Source organism: Corynebacterium sp. LaCa78, from assembly GCF_046717505.1.
In the GTDB taxonomy this organism is placed as follows: Bacteria; Actinomycetota; Actinomycetes; order Mycobacteriales; family Mycobacteriaceae; genus Corynebacterium.
On the sequence record NZ_CP177112.1, the window covers coordinates 1,354,904 to 1,376,576 of the forward strand.

General features: G+C 61.9%; 19 protein-coding genes. 1 reads left to right on the top strand and 18 read right to left on the bottom strand.

Annotation, left to right across the window (positions count from 1 at the left end; genetic code table 11):
• Positions 1–3: 3 nt before the first annotated feature.
• The 18 genes from ACLI1O_RS06530 to pyrR form a co-directional block, all read right to left on the bottom strand.
• Positions 4–618, bottom strand: a complete 615-nt coding sequence (locus ACLI1O_RS06530) for a riboflavin synthase (RefSeq protein WP_284771910.1) — start codon at positions 616–618, stop codon at positions 4–6.
• Between the two features lie 38 nt (positions 619–656).
• Positions 657–1,679, bottom strand: coding sequence for a bifunctional diaminohydroxyphosphoribosylaminopyrimidine deaminase/5-amino-6-(5-phosphoribosylamino)uracil reductase RibD (gene ribD, locus ACLI1O_RS06535; protein WP_284771911.1), 1,023 nt, complete (start codon positions 1,677–1,679; stop codon positions 657–659).
• A gap of 11 nt (positions 1,680–1,690) precedes the next feature.
• Positions 1,691–2,359: a ribulose-phosphate 3-epimerase gene (rpe, locus tag ACLI1O_RS06540; RefSeq protein ID WP_284771912.1), complete on the bottom strand. Its 669-nt coding sequence runs from the start codon at positions 2,357–2,359 to the stop codon at positions 1,691–1,693.
• 10 nt (positions 2,360–2,369) lie between these two features.
• Positions 2,370–3,974 (bottom strand): RsmB/NOP family class I SAM-dependent RNA methyltransferase, encoded by a 1,605-nt coding sequence (locus ACLI1O_RS06545; RefSeq protein WP_411701706.1) that lies wholly within the window; start codon positions 3,972–3,974, stop codon positions 2,370–2,372.
• Positions 3,971–4,912, bottom strand: coding sequence for a methionyl-tRNA formyltransferase (gene fmt, locus ACLI1O_RS06550; protein ID WP_284771913.1), 942 nt, complete (start codon positions 4,910–4,912; stop codon positions 3,971–3,973). The genes ACLI1O_RS06545 and fmt overlap by 4 nt, the downstream gene beginning before the upstream one ends.
• A gap of 75 nt (positions 4,913–4,987) precedes the next feature.
• Positions 4,988–5,503, bottom strand: a complete 516-nt coding sequence (gene def, locus ACLI1O_RS06555) for a peptide deformylase (RefSeq protein ID WP_284771914.1) — start codon at positions 5,501–5,503, stop codon at positions 4,988–4,990.
• A 52-nt stretch (positions 5,504–5,555) separates the two neighbouring features.
• Positions 5,556–7,586 carry a primosomal protein N' gene (locus ACLI1O_RS06560; protein ID WP_411706781.1) on the bottom strand — a complete coding sequence of 677 codons (2,031 nt, stop codon included), beginning with the start codon at positions 7,584–7,586 and terminating at the stop codon, positions 5,556–5,558.
• A gap of 11 nt (positions 7,587–7,597) precedes the next feature.
• Positions 7,598–8,830 (bottom strand): methionine adenosyltransferase, encoded by a 1,233-nt coding sequence (gene metK, locus ACLI1O_RS06565; protein WP_284771916.1) that lies wholly within the window; start codon positions 8,828–8,830, stop codon positions 7,598–7,600.
• A 97-nt stretch (positions 8,831–8,927) separates the two neighbouring features.
• A complete protein-coding gene (gene coaBC / locus ACLI1O_RS06570) occupies positions 8,928–10,181 on the bottom strand; it encodes a bifunctional phosphopantothenoylcysteine decarboxylase/phosphopantothenate--cysteine ligase CoaBC (protein WP_284771917.1) in 1,254 nt (417 codons plus the stop codon).
• A gap of 138 nt (positions 10,182–10,319) precedes the next feature.
• Positions 10,320–10,622, bottom strand: coding sequence for a DNA-directed RNA polymerase subunit omega (rpoZ, locus tag ACLI1O_RS06575; RefSeq protein WP_005279075.1), 303 nt, complete (start codon positions 10,620–10,622; stop codon positions 10,320–10,322).
• Between the two features lie 39 nt (positions 10,623–10,661).
• Positions 10,662–11,231, bottom strand: coding sequence for a guanylate kinase (gene gmk, locus ACLI1O_RS06580; RefSeq protein WP_005283138.1), 570 nt, complete (start codon positions 11,229–11,231; stop codon positions 10,662–10,664).
• A gap of 8 nt (positions 11,232–11,239) precedes the next feature.
• The gene (gene mihF / locus ACLI1O_RS06585) at positions 11,240–11,563 is read right to left on the bottom strand and encodes an integration host factor, actinobacterial type (protein WP_023017443.1); all 324 of its coding nucleotides are present in this window, start codon (positions 11,561–11,563) and stop codon (positions 11,240–11,242) included.
• Between the two features lie 259 nt (positions 11,564–11,822).
• Positions 11,823–12,662, bottom strand: a complete 840-nt coding sequence (gene pyrF, locus ACLI1O_RS06590; protein WP_284771918.1) for an orotidine-5'-phosphate decarboxylase — start codon at positions 12,660–12,662, stop codon at positions 11,823–11,825.
• Positions 12,646–15,987, bottom strand: a complete 3,342-nt coding sequence (gene carB, locus ACLI1O_RS06595; protein ID WP_284771919.1) for a carbamoyl-phosphate synthase large subunit — start codon at positions 15,985–15,987, stop codon at positions 12,646–12,648. The genes pyrF and carB overlap by 17 nt, the downstream gene beginning before the upstream one ends.
• 25 nt (positions 15,988–16,012) lie before the next feature.
• On the bottom strand, positions 16,013–17,173 hold the full coding sequence (gene carA / locus ACLI1O_RS06600) for a glutamine-hydrolyzing carbamoyl-phosphate synthase small subunit (RefSeq protein WP_284771920.1): 1,161 nt from the start codon (positions 17,171–17,173) through the stop codon (positions 16,013–16,015).
• A 42-nt stretch (positions 17,174–17,215) separates the two neighbouring features.
• Positions 17,216–18,553 (bottom strand): dihydroorotase, encoded by a 1,338-nt coding sequence (locus ACLI1O_RS06605; RefSeq protein WP_284771921.1) that lies wholly within the window; start codon positions 18,551–18,553, stop codon positions 17,216–17,218.
• Positions 18,554–18,590: 37 nt separating this feature from the next.
• Positions 18,591–19,547, bottom strand: coding sequence for an aspartate carbamoyltransferase catalytic subunit (locus tag ACLI1O_RS06610; RefSeq protein ID WP_284771922.1), 957 nt, complete (start codon positions 19,545–19,547; stop codon positions 18,591–18,593).
• Positions 19,544–20,152, bottom strand: a complete 609-nt coding sequence (pyrR, locus tag ACLI1O_RS06615; RefSeq protein ID WP_411706782.1) for a bifunctional pyr operon transcriptional regulator/uracil phosphoribosyltransferase PyrR — start codon at positions 20,150–20,152, stop codon at positions 19,544–19,546. The genes ACLI1O_RS06610 and pyrR overlap by 4 nt, the downstream gene beginning before the upstream one ends.
• A 145-nt stretch (positions 20,153–20,297) precedes the next feature.
• Between pyrR and ACLI1O_RS06620 the strand changes: the two genes are divergently transcribed.
• Positions 20,298–21,641 (top strand): TIGR01777 family oxidoreductase, encoded by a 1,344-nt coding sequence (locus tag ACLI1O_RS06620; RefSeq protein ID WP_284771924.1) that lies wholly within the window; start codon positions 20,298–20,300, stop codon positions 21,639–21,641.
• Positions 21,642–21,673 lie beyond the last annotated feature (32 nt).

The following is a 21,673-nucleotide window of genomic DNA, read 5'->3' on the forward strand; positions in this document are numbered from 1 at the left end:
AGTCTAGTCCTTTGCTTGAGCAATTCCGGATTCGGGGTGAAGCATCTTTTCCACGTACTTCGCCAGCACATCCACCTCGAGGTTTACGATATCGCCGACCTGAGATTCACCGTGCGTCGTCTCCCGCAAAGTGGTGGGAATGAGGGAGACCTCGAACCAATCTTCGCCTACGGCGCTGACCGTCAAGGACGTGCCGTTGACCGCGATGGAGCCCTTTTCCACGACGTACCGGGCGAGTTCGCGGGGCAAGCTAAAGCGCAGCACGTCCCAGTGCTCCGAGTGCTCGCGCGAGACCAAGCGCGCCGTGCCATCGACATGGCCCTGCATCATGTGTCCACCCAGCCGGGTGGTGGGCAACAATGCCGGCTCGACATTCACCCGCGCGCCTTCTACCAGTTGCCCGAGTCCCGTCCGGTCCAACGATTCTTGCATCACATCGGCAAAGAAGTTGTCCCCATCCAATTCCGCGATGGTAAGGCACACGCCATTGATGGCAATGGAATCTCCTAGGCGCGCGTCACTCACCGTCTGTGGTGCGCGAATGCTCAGCCGCAGCGCATCCGCCTGTTGCTCGAGCGCGGCTACCGTGCCGAGTTCTTGTACTAGCCCTGTAAACAATGAAACCCCTTGTATTCGTCTCTTAAGTATCTAATCTTTTAACGCTCATTCCGCGCCTCGTATTCGACGAGGACATCGGGCCCGAGGCTGGTGGTGCGCACGGTGGTAAAACGTGGGGCATCGGCAAGCGTGTGCGCCACCGCATTCGCCAGAATTCCGCGCCCTTGGCCGAGCAGGATGGGGGCAATATACGCCGCCAGCGCGTCCACGACACCGGCCTCGATGAAGCTCTGGGCCAGTCCCGCCCCGCCTTCCACCAAGACGTCGCGGGCGCCGCTGGCATACAGCTCGTCGAGCGCGCCCTCGATGGTGTCATATTGCTCAAATCCCAGCTGCTGCAGGTGAGAGGCCTTCTCCCCCGCGGCTTGGAGATCGCGCTTGCCGATGACCACGCGGCGCGGCTGGTGCTCCCGCAAACGCCCATCGCTACAACGTGCGGTAAGCGAGGGGTTATCGGCAAGCGCAGTGCCAGTGCCGATGATGATGGCATCGCGCCGCGCCCTATCGGCATGGACCCACTCGCGGGCCTCGGGGCTGGTGATCCATTGGCTCGTGCCATCGGCCGCAGCGGTAAACCCGTCCAAGGTCTGCGCGAATTTTAGGGTCACGTGCGGGCGCTGCAGCTTTACCGCGCGCAACCAAGCACGCACCGCGTCTTCGACGCCATCCGGCGCGGTGAGCCGGCCCACTTCTACCCCGGCTGCGGCCAAGGCTTGCGCGCCACCGCCTGCTTGGGGCGTGGGATCGGGATGGAGGTAGAACACGCGAGCAATTCCGGCATCGATAAGCGCCGTGGCGCAAGGCCCCGTCCTTCCCGTATGCGCGCAGGGCTCCAGGGTAACAACGGCCGTGCCACCGCGGGCCTTTTCGCCGGCTGCGCGCAGCGCCATGACTTCCGCGTGAGCACCGCCCACCGGCTGGGTCGCACCGCGCCCCACAACGTCACCGGTTGCGGATAAAATCACCGCGCCTACGGGTGGATTGGGGCTTGTGGTACCGCGCACCGCCGCGCCGGCCTGCATGGCCTGAAGCAATGCTTCGGAAATATTCGTTGCATCCATCGCGCCGGCCATTATGACCGTGCTGCAAGCGCGCGCAGTTCTTCCACCGCCTGCGCTGGATCATCGCATTTGAATACGGCCGAACCCGCCACGAAGGAATCGCACCCGGCCTCCGCGGCCAAGCCAATGGTTTCCGGATCGATGCCGCCATCGATTTCAATGACGGTATCCAGGTTCTGCTGGTCAATGCTCTCGCGCAGGGCGCGGACCTTCTCCAGCATATCGGGCATAAATTTCTGGCCGCCGAAACCTGGTTCCACGGACATGACCAGCACCTCATCAAAATGGTGCAGCTTATCCAGCCACGGCTCAATGGGCGTATCCGGCTTGATGGAAAAGGCCGCACGCGCGCCCAAATCCCGGATTTTTTCTGCCAATTCCACCGCGGCTACCTCACTCTCAACCGCTTCCACATGAAAAATGATGGTGGTGGCACCGGCATTGATATAGGTCTCCACCCATTTCGCCGGTTCCTCAATCATCAGGTGCACGTCAAGCGGCTTATCCGTGGACCTTTTCACCGTGGCCGTAATATCCGGACCGAAGGAAAGGTTGGGAACAAAGTGCCCGTCCATGATGTCTACATGGATCCAATCGGCATTCGAGATGGCCTCTAGTTGTTCACCTAGCCGCGCGAAGTCAGCAGCCAAAATTGATGGAGAAATAAGTGGTGCAGGCATACCGTTAATCCTAGCGCCCTTCCTCATCGCCGCGCCGCAGCACCGCCATGAACATGGCATCGGTGCCGTGGCGGTGCGGCCACATTTGGACGGATTTTTCTTTCCCTACATTGCCCATATCCGGGATAAAATCCCGTGCGTCCAGTTCCTGCGCACCCAGCTTGTCTACCGCTTGGTCCACGATGGCGCGGGTTTCGCGCAGATCCGGCGAACAGGTGGAATACACCACCACCCCGCCCGGGCGCACGAGCTTTAAAGCAGAGGACAAGAGCTCGAATTGCAGTGTCGAAAGCTCGGCAATATCGTCCTCCGATTTCCGCCACCGCGCCTCTGGGCGGCGCCGCAATGCGCCCAGCCCCGAACACGGCGCGTCCACCAAGATGCGATCGAATCCCGAGCCGACCTGCGGGTTGCGGCCATCGGCCACATGGACGGTCACCGGCAGCCCTTGCACGGTCTTTTCAATCAGTTTCGCACGGTGCGCCGATACTTCCACGGCATCGACGTGCGCGGACTCGATGCGCGCCAAGGCCCCCATCAGGGCCGCCTTGCCACCCGGGCCCGCGCACAGGTCGAGCCAGCGGCCCTGGTCAGTACCGCTGACGGGCACCTCGCAGACGGCGCGAGCGATAAGCTGCGAGCCTTCATCCTGAACCGCGGCCATGCCCTGCTGGACCGGTTCCAATTGGCCTGGATCCCCGGAGTCCATATACACCGCGTAGGGCGAATAGGTACCTTCTTCGTTTCCGGTAATCAGCGCCAATTCCTCGGCGGAAATTTCGCCCGGCCGTGCCACCAGGTGCACGCTCGGGCGCTCGGAATCCGCTTCTAAGGCAGCGGGCAATTCCTCGGGGTCCACAACGCGGGCAAAGGACTCCGCGATCCATGTTGGGTGCGCATGCCTAAAGGCCAGGCCTGCGATTTCGCCTTCTGGGGCAAGACGCTTGAGCCACTCATTCGGCGGCGTGCGGGTAATGGTGCGCAAGATGCCATTGGCAAACCCTTTAGCTTTTTCCTCCCCGCCCGCCACGACGAGCCGGACAGAGGTATCTACCGCCGCGTGGGGTTCCACGCGCGTATAGAGAATCTGGTAAGTGCCCAGGCGAAGGGCATCGATGACCACCGGCGAGATTGCCTCCAACTCGCGCGAGGAACACTGCGCGATCACCGCATCGAGCACGCCCAAGGTGCGCAGGGTGCCATAGGTAATCTCCGTGGCAAACGCGGCATCGCGGCCGGTGAGCTTCTGCTTGCGCAGCGCCTTTGGCAGGACAAGGTTGGCAAACGCATCCTCTTCGCTTACCCGGCGCACCACATCGAAGGCGACGGCGCGGGCCGGATCCACGCCCTGGTCGATGGCGGCCTGCACAAGGGACTTCCCCGCGCCTGCGTTCTGCGCGCCCGCATTCCGGCTACCCCGGCCACCCCGGGTATCCCGATGACCTCGGTTGCCCTGGCGTAGCGGACCACGTTTGCTTTGATCACGCTTGCCTTGGCCACGCTGCGCACTACCGCGCTGCGCATTGCCGCGCTGGGGCGCACCATTCTTGCCGTGCTGCGTAGCCTCCGGCGCCTTGTCGCCGGACTTGCTGCGGGAGCGGAATCCACCAGTCACTGGAACCTCACCTCTGCGTTCTTTCCTAATCCACGCGCCCAATCGGCCGCATTCATCATCTTTTTGCCCGGCGGCTGAATCCTATCCAGCTGCACCGGTTGCGTCGCGGTCCCGATGTACACCGCGTCCTTGCGAATCAGCGCCTCGCCCGGCTGCAGCTGCTTGCCGATGCCCTCGGTAAGACTCACCGGGCCGAGCTTGAGGCGGGCATCGTCAAGCAGCGTCCACGCGCCCGGGCCCGGTGCGTGGGCGCGGATATGCCGGTCGATGGCGAAGGCAGGCTGCGCCCAGTCAATGCGGGCGGCGTCGGTGGAAATCTTCGGCGCATAGGTGGCCTCGCCGCTTTGGGGCTGCGGCTCCAGCGTGCCAGCCTCTAGCCCATCCATGGTGGCGACCAGGAGATCCGCCCCGGCATACGCCAGCCGTGTGAGCAGATCGTCTGCGGTATCCGTCCCGGTAATGCCTTCTGTCACCGTGCCGAATACCGGGCCCGTATCCAAGCCTTCCTCGATCCGGAAGGTGGACGCGCCGGTAATATCATCGCCCGCTGCGATAGCCGCCTGCACCGGCGCCGCGCCGCGCCAAGCGGGAAGAAGGGAAAAGTGCAGGTTAACCCAACCATGGCGCGCGACGTCTAAGAGATCCTTGCTAATGAGGTTGCCGTAGGCCACCACCGGGATGGCCTCGGGCTGCAGCTCCGCCAGGCGCTGGCGCAGGTTATCGCCATCCTCCGTGCCAGGCCGCAGCGTAGATGGGGTCAGCACCTCGATGCCGTGCTCTTGCGCTAAGGCCTTGACCGGGCTCGGGTGAAGGCTGCGGCCCCTGCCCTTCTTCGCATCGGGCCGGGTAATGACCGCTACCACTTCGTGGCTGGAGGCAAGCAATTTCTCCAATGCCACCACCGCCGGCTCTGGGGTGCCGGCAAAAATAATCCGCATACTGGATGAGTCTCCTCGAGGTCTCGGGTGAAAATTCTAGGGTACAACGAGCCTGCCTGCGTTGCCGAAGCTCGCCTACCCCGCGCTATTAAACCAATCGGCTTCGCGGATGGTACGCATGGCGGCCTTGCGGTCGGCATCGCCAAGCCGGCGCAGGAATAACACTCCATCAAGGTGATCGGTTTCATGCTGAATGCACCGAGCCAAAAGCCCTGAGGCGACCATCCCCACCGGCCTGCCTTCTACATCGCGCCCAGAGACAAATACCCGGTTGTGCCGCGGCGTATCGGCGCGAATCCCCGGGATGGATAGGCATCCTTCCAGGCCAGTCTGCATGTCTTCTCCCAGCGGCGTCCACACGGGGTTGATGAGAACCCCGCGCAATCCGGCCTGGATAGGCGAACAGTCATAGACAAAGATGCGCTTGAGTATGCCCACCTGGTTCGCCGCGAGCCCCACCCCGCCGGCGGCATCCATGGTCTCCAACATGTTCTGCGCCAGCGTGCGCAGGCTGGAATCAAAGGTCGTAATCTCTTCGGCCCGCGTGCTCAGTACGGGATCCCCGTAGAGCCTGATGTCTAATTCCGCCACTGATTTATCCCTTTCTCTTGTACTGCCTAACCGCTTAAGTCTATGCACACTTCTAGCCCACGTGAATGGGATCGACCGTGATGCGAAGCGGCAATTCATCTTTTCGCGCGCTGCGCGCCGCATTGGCCTTGCGCAGCGCGCGCCCCAGCTGCGATCGCGGCCCCAGCGGGACGCGCACCACCAGGCGTTGGGGTGGGCCAAAGCGGTCCACATCGTATTCCCCGGGGAGGCTGTCCCCTGGCGGGAGCGGAACTGGGCCTAAGACCTCGGCGTGCTCTGGCAGATCCACCAACTGCTCGAAGGAATCCAGAGCCGCGTCCGCCCCGTCGATGGCGGCGAAGTGCACGGCCGGCGGAAAGCGCACCTCGCGCCGGGCGCACAATTCCTCTGCCGCGGCCGCGACCATGTCCCAGCTCATGAAGTGGCGGACGACGGGAAGTTCCGGATCCGCGGCGATGATGACGCGCCCGCCCTTAAAATGCGGCCTGACCATGGTGGCCGCCTGCGCCCATTTGGCCAGGCAGTCCTCGGTGGCGCGCAAGTCTTGCCGGTTTAATAAGGTGCCCGCGTCCAACAGGAGCGCCGCACCATAGGCGCCGCCATTCACCCGCGGCTCGGCGCCAGGGGTAGCAATCACTAATGCCGGGGCATTCTCAATTGAGCCCACGACCTTATTGCCGCCAGAGACCACGACGGACGTATTGGGAAAGGCGCGCCCCATTTCCTCCGCGGTGCGTTCAGAGCCTAAGACGATGGCGCGCAGGCGCGGCGATCCGCACTCGGTACAGCGATGATTGGTAGCAATGCGCCCGCACCAGCGGCAGGTAGGCATGACGGCTTCCTCGCTTGAGCGCTCGGAGCTCGGAGGCAACCCCAATGGACCATTGCAGTGCCGGCACCGCGCGGGAGAATGGCACTTTCCACAGGCCAAGATAGGCGCATACCCCTTGCGCGGGACCTGCACTAGCACCGGTTCGCCGCGGTCGAGGGCTTGCTGCGCCGCCTGAAAGGCTGGGGCTTGCACAGAGGTCGTACCGCCCTCTAAGTCCCTGGAAATGGATAGCCCGTAGGCGCCAATGGCCAAAATATCGGGCCGGCGGGCCTCGATGGTTGAGGCGCTCGGGATGAGGTCATGTGCCCACCCAGAGTCCACCAATAACTGGGTTTCCGCCGTCCGCGAATGGTTGACCGCAATGAAGCTGCAATTTTCAAAGGCAGAGCGGGTGGTAAGCACCTCCCGGGCGTGGACGTAGGGCTTGATATTATCCACCAAGTTATCGTTACCATCATCAAAAATGACGGCCAGCTGCAGGTTGTCCACGGGGGTAAAAGCCGCCGAGCGCGTGCCAATGACGATTCGCGCCTGCCCCACCAAGGCCGAAAGATAGCGGCGATAGCGCGCCTGCGGGCCCATGCTATTGGTCAGCACCGTAATTTGTTTCGGTCCCACAACACCGCGCAGGGCGTTTTCAAGGGAGTCCACCACCTTTTGGTCTGGGACCACGATTAGGACTCCTCCCCCGCCCAGGGCAACCTTGGCCGCTAAGGCCGCGAGCGCATCTTCCCATTCATCGCCGGGAGCGATTTGCCACGCGGCGCGGGCCAATTTCCCGCCCAAGATGGAATCAACAAAAGTTTCCCCATGTTGATAGGCAGACCACCCGGATAAATCGGGCTCGCTGGCTGCGCCGAGTTCTTCCCACGGCGTATCCAAATCCGCTTCTTCTGCCTTTGCGTGCCGCGGCGGAATGGCGGAGCGAATGATATCGGAGCAAATTCCGCCATAGCGATCCGCAAGGGCTTCCACCAGCCGGGACAGTTGCGGTGGATAGACCTGGAATGGAGAGATGACCCGCTCGATAAAGCGCAGCTGCCCACCAAAATCGGACTCATGCTTGCGCTCGACGATGATCGCATCCACCAAGCGCCCATTAAACCGAATGCGCACCTTCACCCCGGCTTGGGCGCTATCGGATTCGGCCTCATCTACCAGGTAATCAAAGCCCCGATCGAGGTGGGCAACCCCCAAAAGAGGCAACACCCGCGCGACCGGTTTCCGGGCGGCAGGTGTTTTCTTAGGCATAAGCCCACATTCTACAGACCAGCGGCAGCGCGCAATTCCTCCACACGATCCAACTGCTCCCACGGCAGGTCAACGTCGGTACGGCCAAAGTGGCCGTAGGCGGCGGTCTGGCCGTAGATAGGACGCAGCAGACCTAATTCGCGGATAATGGCGGCCGGACGAAGGTCAAAGACCTTATTAACGGCGGCCTGGATCTGCTCATCGGTCAAGTTCTGCTTCGCGGTTCCGAAAGTCTCGACGTAGAGGCCAACCGGCTTGGCGCGACCAATGGCGTAGGCCACCTGCACCTCTGCGCGATCCGCCAGGTCTGCCGCGACGATATTCTTGGCCACCCAGCGCATGGCGTAGGCCGCAGAGCGGTCCACCTTGCTGGGGTCCTTGCCGGAGAAGGCACCGCCGCCGTGGCGGGCCATGCCACCGTAGGTATCCACGATGATCTTGCGTCCGGTAAGGCCAGCATCGCCCATAGGACCGCCCAAGATGAAGGAGCCGGAAGGATTGACCAAGAGGTTGGTCTCATCGGTGTAGTACTTATCGAGCCCGGCATCCTTAATAACCCAATCGAGCACCTCGCTGCGCAGGTGGGTTTCTAGCCATTGGCTATCAACCTCAGGATCGTGCTGGGTAGAAATAACGACCGTATCCAGGTGAGAGGGCTCATTATTGTCGTTATAAGCGAAGGTCACCTGGGTCTTGCCGTCCGGGCGCAGGTGGTCCACGATGTCCTCTTTGCGCACCTGGGTCAGGCGGCGGGACAGGCGGTGCGCCAAGGCGATGGGCAACGGCATGTACTCCGCGGTTTCATTCGACGCGTAACCAAACATCAGGCCCTGGTCGCCGGCGCCGGCGGTATCATTTTCCTCGTCATAATCCGCGCCCTGGTCGCGCGCCTCGGTGGAGGTATCCACGCCGGCACCGATTTCCTGCGACTGCTCGCCGATGGCGATATTGACACCACAGGTATTGCCATCAAAGCCCACATCGGAAGAGGTAAAGCCGATGGACTTTAGGGTCTCGCGCACAAGAGCCGGAATTTCCACGTAAGCGTTGGTGCGGACCTCGCCCACGACGTGCACCTGGCCGGTGGTAACCAGCGTTTCCACGGCAACGCGAGACTCCGGATCCTTTTTTAAAAGTGCATCCAAGATGGCATCCGAGATGGCGTCACAGATTTTATCCGGGTGCCCCTCAGTAACGGACTCGCTTGTAAAAAGACGAGCTTCCACTGCAGCGTTATCAGTCACAAAAACTTCCTTTGATTATTACGTATTCGATACCGAGGCATTCTGCCCCAACCCATCACAAGGCAACCCTAGACCAAGCGGTCTATAAACGCAATATTTAATTTCCCGATTCAATCATTTCATTCACGACGCCCAGAATCTGCGCCGCGACGACCTGCTTAGATCCATGCTCCACGCGCTGCGGTTCCTCGTTTCGTCGCAGGATCCACCCCTCGCTGCTTTCCTGGCCAAAGGTCACGCCGCGGCCAACCTCATTGGCCATCAGTACGTCGCACCCCTTGCGCGCAAACTTTTCTTTCGCATAATCCAGCGCCGAAGAATTGGCATCCCCCGTCTCGGCCGCGAAACCGACGATGACGCACTTCTGCGGCACCTCGCCCTCCTCGCGGGCTGCCACGAGAGACTTCAAAATATCTGGGTTTTCCACCATCTCCAGCGCGGCAAGCGCATCATCCGCCTTGCCCTTTTTCATTTTGGACTCGGCCACATTCGCGGGCCGGTAATCCGCGACCGCAGCGGCCATGATGACGATATCGGCATCGCGGGATTCCTCGCGCATCGCGGCCTCCAAGTCTTGCGCAGAAACGATGTTCCGGATCGTAGCCCCACTCGGTACGGGCAGCTCCGCCGTATTGCCGGCCACAACCGTGACATCCGCGCCCTTGTGCGCGGCCACCTCTGCCAGCGCAAAGCCCTGCCTGCCCGAGGAACGGTTTCCTAAATAACGCACCGGATCCAATTCCTCTTGGGTGCCACCGGCAGAAATAACCACCTTCAGCCCCGTCCAGCTGTGATCGATATGAAAACCCGCGAGCTCGGTGCGCGCGATGGCGGCAATTTGTTCTGGATCCGGCAGCCTGCCTGCGCCCGTATCCTTACCCGTAAGGCGCCCGTGCGCTGGTTCCATGACGGTAATTCCGCGCCGGCGCAGGATCTTTACGTTGTGTTGCGTCGCTGGGTTATTCCACATTTCGGTGTGCATGGCGGGCGCCACAATGATAGGACACGTTGCCACCAGCACGGTCGCGGTCAAGAGATCATCGGCGCGTCCCGCGGCCAGGCGGGCAATAAGATCAGCCGTGGCAGGGGCGATGACCACGGCATCGGCCTCCTGCCCTACAGCTACGTGTTGAACGTCCTCGACGGCTTCAAAAACACTGGTGGAAACCGGATTTCCGGATAATGCCTCAAAAGTGGCGGCACCTACGAAGTTCAATGCGCTTTCTGTAGGAACGACGCGGACATTATCGCCATGTTCTTTGAAATTGCGCACCAAGTGGCAGGCCTTATACGCGGCGATGCCACCGGCAACGCCCAACACGATATTGCGAGGAGAATTTAAGTCAGTCACATCGCCCAATCGTACCGTGCAGGCATGACAAGAACCCCGCCCAGCCACCCCGGTAGTTCCACAGAAGTGAAACCATATGGGGTTGGCCGGACGGGGCTGAAATGAGGCACAAGGTGCGCACGCGAAAGCGCGCGCTAGTTACTTGCCTTCCTCGTGGTCCAACAGACCTGCATCGATTTCGCGCAGCGCGATGGACAGTGGCTTCTCGCCGGGCTCTGGGTTAACCAGTGGGCCGACGAACTCAAAGACGCCTTCATCTTGCTCTTGGTAGTAGCTATTGATCTGGCGCGCACGCTTGGCAGCGAAAATCACCAAGGCGTACTTGGAAGAAACCTTGTCCAACAGCTCATCGATTGGCGGGTCCGTAATGCCAATCGGGTCATCAAATACCGGTTCCGACTTCGCGGATTCAGTGTTAGAAGGGGTGGTCACGTTAGTCACATGCACCTTTACATTGGTTGAAGATGGTCAAAAAAGAGTCTATCCACGCAGGATATCACTAATGGCGGCCACTGCCTCATCTAGGTTTTCATTGACCACAACGTGATCAAACTCATCCTGTGCAGCTAGTTCCTCGTACGCAGTGTGCAACCTACGATCAATGACGTCTTGCGGTTCGGTACCGCGACCGGTCAGGCGCTCTACCAACACCTCCCACGAAGGCGGTGCCAAGAAGACCAAATCCGCTTCCGGCAAGGCCTTGCGAACGCTGCGCGCACCGGCCAAATCGACCTCGACGAGAACCGGGCGACCGGCGTCTAAGGCCTCTTCTACGGGCCGGGCGGGTGTTCCGGAACGCTGCAATCCGCCGTGAATATCTGCCCATTCGAGCATCTCACCGGCATCAATGCGTTCCTGAAAGGCCTCAGGGGTGACGAAGAAATAATCCACGCCATCTTGCTCCCCGGGGCGGGGCTGGCGCGTAGTCATAGACACGCTGAAATACAGCCCCTCGACGTCATGCCGTAGACGCGAGACTACGGTGGATTTCCCCACTGCGGAAGGACCCGCCAACACGACGAGGCGACCGCGAGCAGTTGCGTCAGCCATAGACGTGATTATTCGTCGTCGTAACCGAAGCGCTCAAGCAGAGCACGACGCTGGCGCTCACCCAGACCGCGCAGGCGACGGGTCTGCGCAATCTCCAGATCTTCCATGATTTCCTTGGCCTTGACCTTGCCAACCTTAGGCAGAGCCTCGAGGAGTGCGGAAACCTTGGTCTTGCCGATGATCTCATCGGTCTCAGCCTTTTCCAGCACGTCCTTCAGGTCGGTTTCGCCGCGCTTAAGCGCAGCCTTGAGCTCAGCGCGAGCCTTGCGGGCCTCAGCGGCCTTTGCGAGAGCTTCCTTACGCTGCTCATCAGTCAACTTTGGAAGGGCCACGAGTTTCCTCCGATTCATTAGATTGCTTCTATTACTTCTGATACTTGGTACCAGATTCCGGCTGCCAAACGCGATGGAAATACCGCGGAAAGTTACCCTGAACCTTCGAGCACACCGACTTCTGATTATCCTAGCACCGCTAGTGACACGATGACGATCAACGGCCCAGATGGGCCGCTCGTTTTAGCACGTCAACGCACATGCTTAGACCAAAATACCAGGTAAACGGCGCGGCCGTTAATTGGCCCCGCCGCGTGTTCTAATCCCGGAATTGGTCTGCGGTATCGATCACCGCTTTGCGCAGGTCATCGACCTGGGGGCCGCGTTGCAAGACGGCGCGCGAGACATTGGCGAACCCAAGCTGCGGGCACGCAGACACAGTGGAGTGCACCTGCGCGGGACCCGCCCCCTGGGCGCCGACGCCGGGAAGCAGCACCGGGCCATTAAGCGCGTCCAAGCGGGGCGGGTTCTCGACGGTCGCGCCCACCACAACGCCGACGCTTCCAGCAACGCCAGCCTCAAGCGCTGAGGCATTAAAGGCGGCGCACTCATCGATAACCGCCTGGGCAATCGAGTCCGCAGTCCCCGCGGGCACCGCCTGAATGGCGCGCGCCTCTGGATTAGAGGTTGCCGCGAGGACGAATACTCCGCGGTTGTTTTCTTGCGCCATGGTAATGGCCGCGCCCAGCGCCCCAACGCCGAGGTATGGCGAAAGTGTAACCGAGTCAGCGCGCAGCGGCGAGGTCTCCCCTAGCCAGGCATCGCCATAGCCTTCCATCGTGGAGCCGATATCGCCGCGCTTGGCATCTGCTACCGTCAGGCATCCTGCCTCGCGCAGGCCGGCCAGCGTTTCTTCCAAAACCGCAAAGCCAGCAGCGCCGAAGCGCTCGAAGAAGGCCACCTGCGGCTTTACCAAGGCAGCGGTGTCCGCAAAGGCCTCGACGCAGCGCAGGCTGAAGGTGCGCAGGCCTTCTGCGGTATTTTCCAGCCCCCAGTGCTCTAAGAGGTACGGGTGCGGGTCGATGCCTACGCAAAGCCGCCCGCGCTCGCGGCCGGCGCCTTCCAAGCGCTGGCCAAAGGATTTAGTTGCGTGGGCCATGCTCAAGCTCCTGAAGTGCACGGACCTGCAAATCACCCTGGCGCAGCGCCTCGATGCCCTGCACCGCCGCCGTAATGCCCTGGACCACCGTGACGAGCGGCAGGCCCATGTGCACCGCTGCGGCGCGGATATCGTAGCCATCGTGGCGCGCACCGGCAGAGCCGGCTGGCGTATTGAGAATCCAGTCAATCTCGCCGTTGAAAATCTTGTCCACGATGGACTCTTCGCCCTCCTTGGCCTCAGAGACCTTGACGGCAACCTCGCACTCGATGCCATTGCGGCGCAGCATCTGCGCGGTACCTGCGGTAGCGACGATGTTGTAGCCCATGCGCGCCAAGCGCTGGATGGGGAAAATCAGGGTGCGCTTATCCCGGTTGGCCACGGAGACGAAGATGGTGCCTTCCGTGGGCGGCACGGCAAAGGCGGCGATTTCACCCTTGGCATAGGCCGCACCAAAGTTGGTGGCCAGCCCCATTACCTCACCGGTGGACTTCATCTCCGGCGACAACAGGGTATCGAGAAGGCTGCCGTCTGGCCGACGGAAGCGCTCGAAGGGCAAGACCGCTTCCTTGACCGCAATCGGGTGGTCAAGCGGCAAGGAGCCGCCGTCGTAGGCCGATGGGATGAGACCTTCTTCCCGCAGTTCCGCGATGGTAGATCCCATCATGATGCGGGCGGCGGCCTTAGCCAGCGGCACGCCGGTCGCCTTGGACACGAACGGAACGGTGCGCGATGCGCGCGGGTTGGCCTCAATGACATAAAGGATGTCATCCTTCAAGGCGAACTGGACGTTCATCAGGCCCTTTACGCCAATGCCCTCGGCCAAGCGGCGCGTGGATTCGCGTACCTTGTCGATGTCCTCTGGTCCCAGCGTCATCGGCGGCAGGGCGCAGGAGGAGTCGCCGGAGTGAACGCCGGCTTCCTCGATGTGCTCCATCACGCCGCCCAAGTAGACCTCGTTGCCGTCGCACAGGGCGTCGACGTCGATCTCGATGGCCGAGTCCAAGAAGCGGTCCACCAAGACCGGGTGGTCTGGGGAGAGCTCGGTGGCGCGCTCGATATAGTTCTCCAGCGACTGCTCATCGTAGACGATTTCCATGCCGCTGCCGCCCAACACGTAGGAGGGGCGAACCAGAACCGGGTAGCCGATGGAGGCCGCGACCTTCCGGGCCTCCTCGAAGGAGGTGGCGGTGCCATACGATGGCGCTGCCAGCTCGGCCGCGTCCAGTACCTTGCCGAATTCGCCGCGGTCCTCGGCGGAGTCGATGGCCGCAGGGCTGGTGCCCACCACCGGCACGCCGGCCGCATCGAGGCGCTCGGCCAAACCCAGCGGGGTTTGGCCGCCCAGCTGCACCAACACGCCGGCGACCTCGCCGGAGGCTGCCTCTGCGTGGTAGACCTCCATGACGTCTTCGAAGGTCAGCGGCTCGAAGTACAGGCGATCAGCGGTGTCATAGTCGGTCGATACCGTCTCAGGGTTGCAGTTGACCATCACGGTCTCATAGCCCTTGCGGGAAAGCTCAAGGGCGGCGTGCACGCAGGAGTAATCGAATTCGATGCCCTGGCCAATGCGGTTCGGGCCAGAGCCCAAGATGATGACCTTGCCCTTCGAGCCTTCCGGCGCCGGGTGGACCTCGGTTTCGGCATCGGGGTCCAGCTCATAGGAGCTGTAGTGGTATGGCGTTTGCGCCTCGAACTCGCCGGCGCACGTATCGACGGTCTTGAAGACGGGGCGAATGCCCATGCGCCAGCGCAGGCTGCGCACGCCGTCTTCGCCGTTGAACTCGGGGCGCAGGGCGGCAATTTGGGCATCGGAAAGCCCAAAGACCTTGGCCTCGCGCAGGAGCTGCTCGGTGAGCACGGGGGCATCAACAAGCTCCTGGCGGAATTCCACCAGGCCCTCGAGCTCCGCGATGAACCATGGGTCCACGCCGGAGGCCTCGTGGACCTCGTCGACCGTAGCGCCAAGGCGCAGGGCCAGCTCGATATCGTACATGCGGCCCTCGGTGGGGCGCTCGAGATCCTTGAGCACCGCCTGCACGTCGGTGGCGCGCTCGCCCGCAAAGTACTCATCTGGCTTGGTCCAGAACCCGTTGGGCTTGTTTTCCAGCGAGCGCATCACCTTATTCAGGCCGGAGATGTAGTTGCGGCCGATGCCCATGGCCTCGCCCACCGATTTCATCGTGGTGGTCAAGGTGTCATCGGCGCCGGGGAACTTCTCGAAGGCAAAGCGGGGCGCCTTGACAATGACATAATCCAAGGTCGGCTCGAACGCCGCTTGGGTTTCGCCGGTGATGTCATTTTGCACCTCGTCCAACGTATAGCCAATGGCCAATTTCGCGGCCAACTTTGCAATGGGGAACCCCGTGGCCTTGGAGGCCAGCGCCGAGGAGCGGGAGACGCGTGGGTTCATCTCAATGACGATGATGCGGCCATCATCCGGGTTCAAGGCGAACTGGATATTACAGCCGCCGGTATCAACGCCGACCTCGCGGATGATGTCGATGCCCAGATCGCGCATCTTCTGGAACTCGCGGTCCGTCAGCGTCAGCGCCGGCGCCACGGTCACGGAGTCCCCGGTATGCACGCCCAGGGCATCGACGTTTTCGATGGAGGCGACGACGACCACGTTGTCATCGCCATCGCGCATGAGCTCGAGCTCGAATTCTTTCCAGCCGAGGATGGATTCCTCGATGAGCACGTTGGCCTCCGGCGAAGCCGCAAGCCCGCCGCCGGCGATGCGGTCCAAATCCTCGTTATTGAAGGCCAGGCCAGAGCCCAGGCCACCCATGGTAAAAGACGGGCGCACCACAACGGGAAGGCCGAGCTTGTCGACGGTCTCGTGGACCTCATCCATGTTGTGGCACACCGCCGAGCGGGCGGATTCCCCGCCTACCGAGGCCACGATGTCTTTAAACTTTTGGCGGTCCTCGCCGCGCTCGATGGCATCGATATCGGCACCGATGAGCTCGATATCGTACTTATCCAAAATGCCCTGGCGGTCCAGCTGCACCGCGGCGTTCAGCGCGGTTTGCCCGCCCAAGGTAGCCAGCACGGCGTCGATGGGGTGGCCTTCCTCGGACTCCTTGACCAGGATCTTTTCGATGTATTCCGGTTCGATGGGCTCGACGTAGGTGTGGTCAGCGAACTCGGGGTCGGTCATGATGGTGGCCGGGTTCGAGTTCACCAGGGTCACGCGCAGGCCCTCCTCCTTGAGGACGCGGCAGGCCTGGGTTCCGGAGTAGTCGAACTCGCAGGCCTGGCCGATGACGATGGGCCCGGAGCCGATGACCAGGACGTGATTAATGTCAGTGCGCTTTGGCATAATATTTCTTCCTTTTCCTGGGTGACTACTTTTTCGGGGTGTGGTTGGCCATGAGCTCTAAGAATTGATCAAAGAGCGGGTTGGCATCGTGCGGGCCGGCGGCGGATTCCGGGTGGTACTGCACCGAAAAGGCCATGCCATTGCGCAGGGCGACGCCCTCGACCGTGTCATCGTTCAAGCAGATGTGCGTGATGTGGGCCGGGCCGAAGTCCGAGGCGAATTCGGCGTCCTTCTCGGCCAGGTCGTAGTTATCTGGCGCTTTCAGCGCGAAGCCGTGGTTTTGGGAGGTGATGTCGATCTTGCCAGTCAGCAGGTTGCGTACCGGGACGTTGATGCCGCGGTGTCCGAATTTCATCTTGTAGGTATCTAGGCCCAGCGCGCGCCCGAGCAGCTGGTTGCCAAAGCAGATGCCAAAGAACGGGATGTCCGCCGCGAGCACCTTTTTGATGGTGGCAACGGTGTCATCGGCAGTAGCCGGGTCACCCGGGCCGTTGGAGACAAAGACGCCATCCGGGTTATAGGACTGAACTTCTGCAAAGGTGGTCGTTGACGGCACTACGATGGTCTCGATGCCGCGCTGGGAGAGGTAGCGCGGCGTTGCGGACTTCACGCCCATGTCAAAGGCGACGATGGTGTGCTTCTTTTCTCCTTGGGCCTCAACAACATAGGGCTTATCGGTGGATACCTCGGCGGCAAGATCCGCGCCCTCCATGGAGGATTGGCTCTTTACTTCCTCGAGGAGTTCCTCGACGGGCCGGGTGGCGGCCTCGCCGGAGAAGAGGCCCGCGGAGATGGAACCATAGTTGCGCAGGTGGCGCACCAGGGTGCGGGTATCGATGCCGCGGATGCCGATGACGCCTTGGGCCTGCATTTCTTCGCTCAAGCTGCGCTCGGCGCGCCAGCTGGATACGCGGCGGGACAGATCGCGGATAACCAGGCCTGCGACCCAGATATTATTGCCGTGGGACTCGTTGTCCTCATCGTTCCAGCCGGTATTGCCAATGTGCGGGGCGGCGGAGACGACGATCTGGCGGTGGTAGGACGGATCCGTCATCGTTTCCTGGTAACCGGTCATCGCGGTGGTAAATACGGCCTCACCGAGGGTGGTGCCGGTCGCGCCGAAGCCGTAGCCACGGAAGGTACGCCCATCCGCAAGGACGAGGATTGCTGGGGTTTTATCAGTCACGTCGTGGCCTTTCTGTGCCTTGATTGGTTTCTGTGTGCAAGGTTAGTCATGGGTTGCGGCGTTCAGATCGAACGTTACCGAGCCGCGCAAGATGGTGTGGGTAACTCGCGCACCAAATTCCTCGCCCGCGTACGGGTTGTTCTGGGACTTGGATGCAAGCTGAGCGGAATCGGATACCCAGTGGTGTTGCGGGTCGACGATGGTTAAGTTAGCTGGCTCCCCTACTTCCAAGGGGCGGCCGTGGCCTGGCAGGCGCGTGATCTCGGCGGGGCGCTCGGACATGACGCGGGCAATAAAGCGCCAGTCCGCCAGGCCGGTTTCCACAAAGAGCTTGGCGATGACCGCCAGCGAGGACTCCAATCCCAGCATGCCGGGACGCGCATTTTCGAATTCCACGCACTTGTCTTCGGAGCCGTGCGGCGCGTGGTCGGTGGCGACGCAGTCAATGGTCCCATCAAGAAGCGCCTGGCGCAGCGCCTCCGTATCGCGCTGTTCGCGCAGCGGCGGGTTCACGCGGAAAAGGCCGTCATAGGTGCGCAGCTTGTCATCGGTCATCAGCAGGTGGTGCGGGGTGACCTCTGCGGTAAGCGGAATATCGTGTTCCTTCGCCCACTGCAGGAGCTCCACCGTGCCCTGCGTGGAGGCGTGGCAGATGTGCACGCGGTTGCCGTAATCGCGAGCGAGCAGGGCATCGCGGGCAACGATGGATTCTTCCGCCACGCGCGGCCAGCCGCGCAGGCCCAGCCGTGCGGCGTTTTCGCCCTCGTGGGCGGAAGACCCACCGGTCATGCGGTCATCCTCGGCGTGCTGGGCCAGTAGCACGTCCATTCCCTTGGCGTATTCCAGCGCGCGGCGCATGAGCTGTGGGTTTTGCACGCACTTGCCGTCATCAGAAAACATGCGCACCTTGGCATCGCTACGCGCCATCATGCCGAACTCCGTCAAGGACTTGCCTTCTAGGCCCTTGGTGATGGAGCCAACCGGGTGGACATCGCAAAGCCCCAGCGCCTGGGACTTCGCCCACACGGATTCGGCGATGATGGGCTGATCCGTGACCGGCGTGGTATTGGCCATGGTAAAGACCGCGGTAAACCCGCCCTTGGCCGCGGCCTTGGAACCGGACTCGATGGTCTCGGTATCCTCGCGGCCTGGCTCGCGCAGGTGCACGTGCATATCAACCAGGCCTGGCAGCAACACGTTGCCGCCGCCGTCGATGGTCTCGGTGCCTTCTGCCTGCACCTCGGGGCCGATGGCGTCAATAACGCCACCGCGGATGAGGACGTTGGTGGGCTCGCCTTCCCCGTACAGGCGAATATTTTTAATCAGTAGTGGGTTCTCGGCCGGGGCGGACAGCCGGCCGGTAGCTGGGTACGTAGTCATTTTCTCTCCCTTTTACGTGGCTTATGCTCTGCCCGGTTTAAATCCCGGCGTTGTCCCCATTGGTCAGCAGCGTAAAAAGCACTGCCATGCGCATGTGGACACCGTTATTGACCTGCTGCAATACCGTGGTTTTATCCATATCGGCCACGGCGTAGTTGATCTCCATGCCGCGCAGCATGGGACCTGGGTGCATGACAATGGCGTCCTTGTGCAGCGCCGCGGCGCGCTGCTGCGAGAGCCCGAAGAGCTGCGCGTACTCGCGGTGGGAGGGGAAAAAACCGCCGTCCATGCGCTCTTGCTGCACGCGCAGCATCATCACGACATCGGCATCCGCAAGCTCTGCATCAAAGTCATAGGACACGCGGACCGGCCACTTGTCCACGCCCCACGGCATCAAGGTCGCAGGCCCCACGAGGGTGACCTCCGTGCCCAAGGTGTGCAGGAGATCCACGTTGGAGCGCACCACACGCGAGTGCAGGCAATCGCCCACAATCTTTACCTTCAGGCCTTCAAAGCCATTATTGCCGCGCAGGCCCAGTCGCTGGCGCATCGTGACGGCATCGAGCAAGGCCTGCGTCGGGTGCTGATGCGCACCGTCGCCGGCATTGATAACGGCAGGGCCGTTGCCATCTGGGTCCACCCACTGGGCCAGCTGTTGCGGCGCGCCGGAAGAGGGGTGGCGCATGATGATGGCATCGGCGCCGATGGCCGCCAGCGTCAGGCCCGTATCTTTGAGGGACTCGCCCTTTTTCACGGACGAGGTAGACGCCGAGAGGTTGATAACGTCAGCGGACATCCACTTTCCGGCCGTTTCAAAGGACGAGCGCGTGCGCGTGGAGTTTTCATAAAAGAGCGTATAAATCGTGCGCCCGCGCAGCGTCGGCAGTTTTTTGACCTCGCGGCCATCGAGCGCCTCGCGGAAACGATCGGCCTCATCCAGCAGGCCGATGATCTCTGCGCGGGATAGTTCCGCGCTATCGATGAGGTGTTTCATGAGTGCGTTCCCCTTATCTGCGCGGCATCGCCCGCGGACGTAGAGCGGGTGAGGACTACGGCATCGCGGCCATCGATGTCCTGGATATATACGGAGACATCTTCTTCCCGCGCCGTGGGCAGGTTCTTGCCCACATAATCGGCGCGGATGGGGACTTCGCGGTGACCGCGGTCCACCAATACGGCAAACTGGATAATCGAAGGCCGGCCAACATCGCCCACTGCATCGAGGGCGGCGCGGATGGTGCGGCCGGAATAAAGGACATCATCGACCAAGATGACGGTGGCATTATCGATGCCTCCGTCTGGGATGGAGGTCGGTTGCAGGGCGCGGTGCGGGAAATTGCGCAAATCGTCCCTGTACAACGTGATGTCGAGCGAGCCCCATGGAACGGGGACCCCGGAAAACTCGTGTATCTTTTGCGCGAGGCGCTCCGCTAGGGGCACTCCGCCTGAGGGAATGCCCAGCAAAATGACCCGCGGGGCCTCCGCGGAATCGAGCGCCGTCTTTTCAATAATCTGGTGCGCGATGCGTGCAACGGTACGCGAGACATCATCGGCGCTTAAAAGCTCCAATTCGTTCGCGTTCACGTCAGTTCCACTCATCGTGACCTCCTTCCCCGCCTCACGGTGCGGTCCTTAAAGGATGCCTGTCAATGAACTTGTAGACGTCTATGCTGATAGACACGTATTACTCTAGCACCTTACCCACCCCGTGGGTGAGGCTTAGCCGAAAGAGGTGCATCACGCAGTGAGTTTCTCCGCGCAGCACGTAGTCCCAGCCTCCCGCGAACACGTCTGGCAATGGCATACCCGGCCAGGGGCGCTCACGCGCCTGAACGCCCCCTTCACCTTGATGAAGCCGGTGCAGCAGGCCACCGATCTGGGCACTGGCACCTCCCTGCTCGCCCTGCCCGGTGGTTTGCAGTGGACGGCTCAGCACGACCTTGCGCGCTACCAGGCCGGCTATAGTTTCAGCGATGTGTGCGTCAACGCCCCCATCCGCAAATTTGCCAAGTGGCGCCATACGCACCGTTTTGCCGATCACCCAGACGGGACGCTGATCACGGACGAGGTAGATACCCGCATTCCCGCCGCGGCCCTCACCTCGGTATTCGCCTATCGGCAGCACCAGCTCATCGAGGATATTGCCTTTGAAAACCGCCTGCGCGAAGGCCAACTTGGCCACAAGCCCTTGACCATCGCGATGACCGGCTCGCGCGGCAGTGTGGGCAGCGCGCTGACCGCGCAGCTACAAACCTTAGGCCACACCGTGATCCCGCTGGTGCGCGGCACGGCGGAGGCAGGCCAGCGCGAGTGGCGCCCGCACCACCCGCGGCCCGATCTCCTCGAGGGCATCGACGTGCTCGTACACCTGGCCGGCGAACCCATCTTTGGGCGCTTCAACGATAGCCACAAGTCCGATATCCGCGACTCCCGCGTGGGCCCCACCGAAAACCTCGCCCGCCTGGTCGCCGCGACCGATTCCGTGCAGGCGATGGTGTGCGCCTCTGCCATCGGCTTTTACGGTTCCGAGCGCGGCGCTGAGCTGCTTTCCGAGGACGCCGAGCGCGGCGAGGGCTTTCTTGCCGATGTCGTGGCGGACTGGGAACGAGCCTGCGACCCCGCCCGCGAGGCCGGAAAGCGCGTGGTCAATATCCGCACCGGCATCGTCATGTCCGGCAATTCCGGCCTGCTGCCGCTCTTGCGCGCACTGTTTTCCACAGGGCTTGGCGGCGCCTTTGGTGACGGCAACTTTTGGTACAGCTGGGTCGCCTTAGACGATCTCACCGATGCCTATATCCGCGCCATCGTGGATGAGAAGCTTGCGGGGCCGGTCAATGGGGCATCGCCAGGCCCGGTGCTCAATAAGGACTTCGTCTCTGCCTTAGCAGCCGAATTGCACCGCCCCACCATACTGCCGATCCCCCAATTCGGCCCAGCCCTGCTCCTGGGCAAGCAAGGCGCGCAAGAACTCGCCTTGGCCGACCAGCGTGTGAAGCCACAGGTACTGGAGGATATAGGCCATACCTTCCGCTACCCCACCATCCAGGGCGCCTTGGCGCACGAACTCGGCGGCGAAAACCTGCTCTAAGGCCTGGCCATTGCAATACTCTTGGCGGCCGA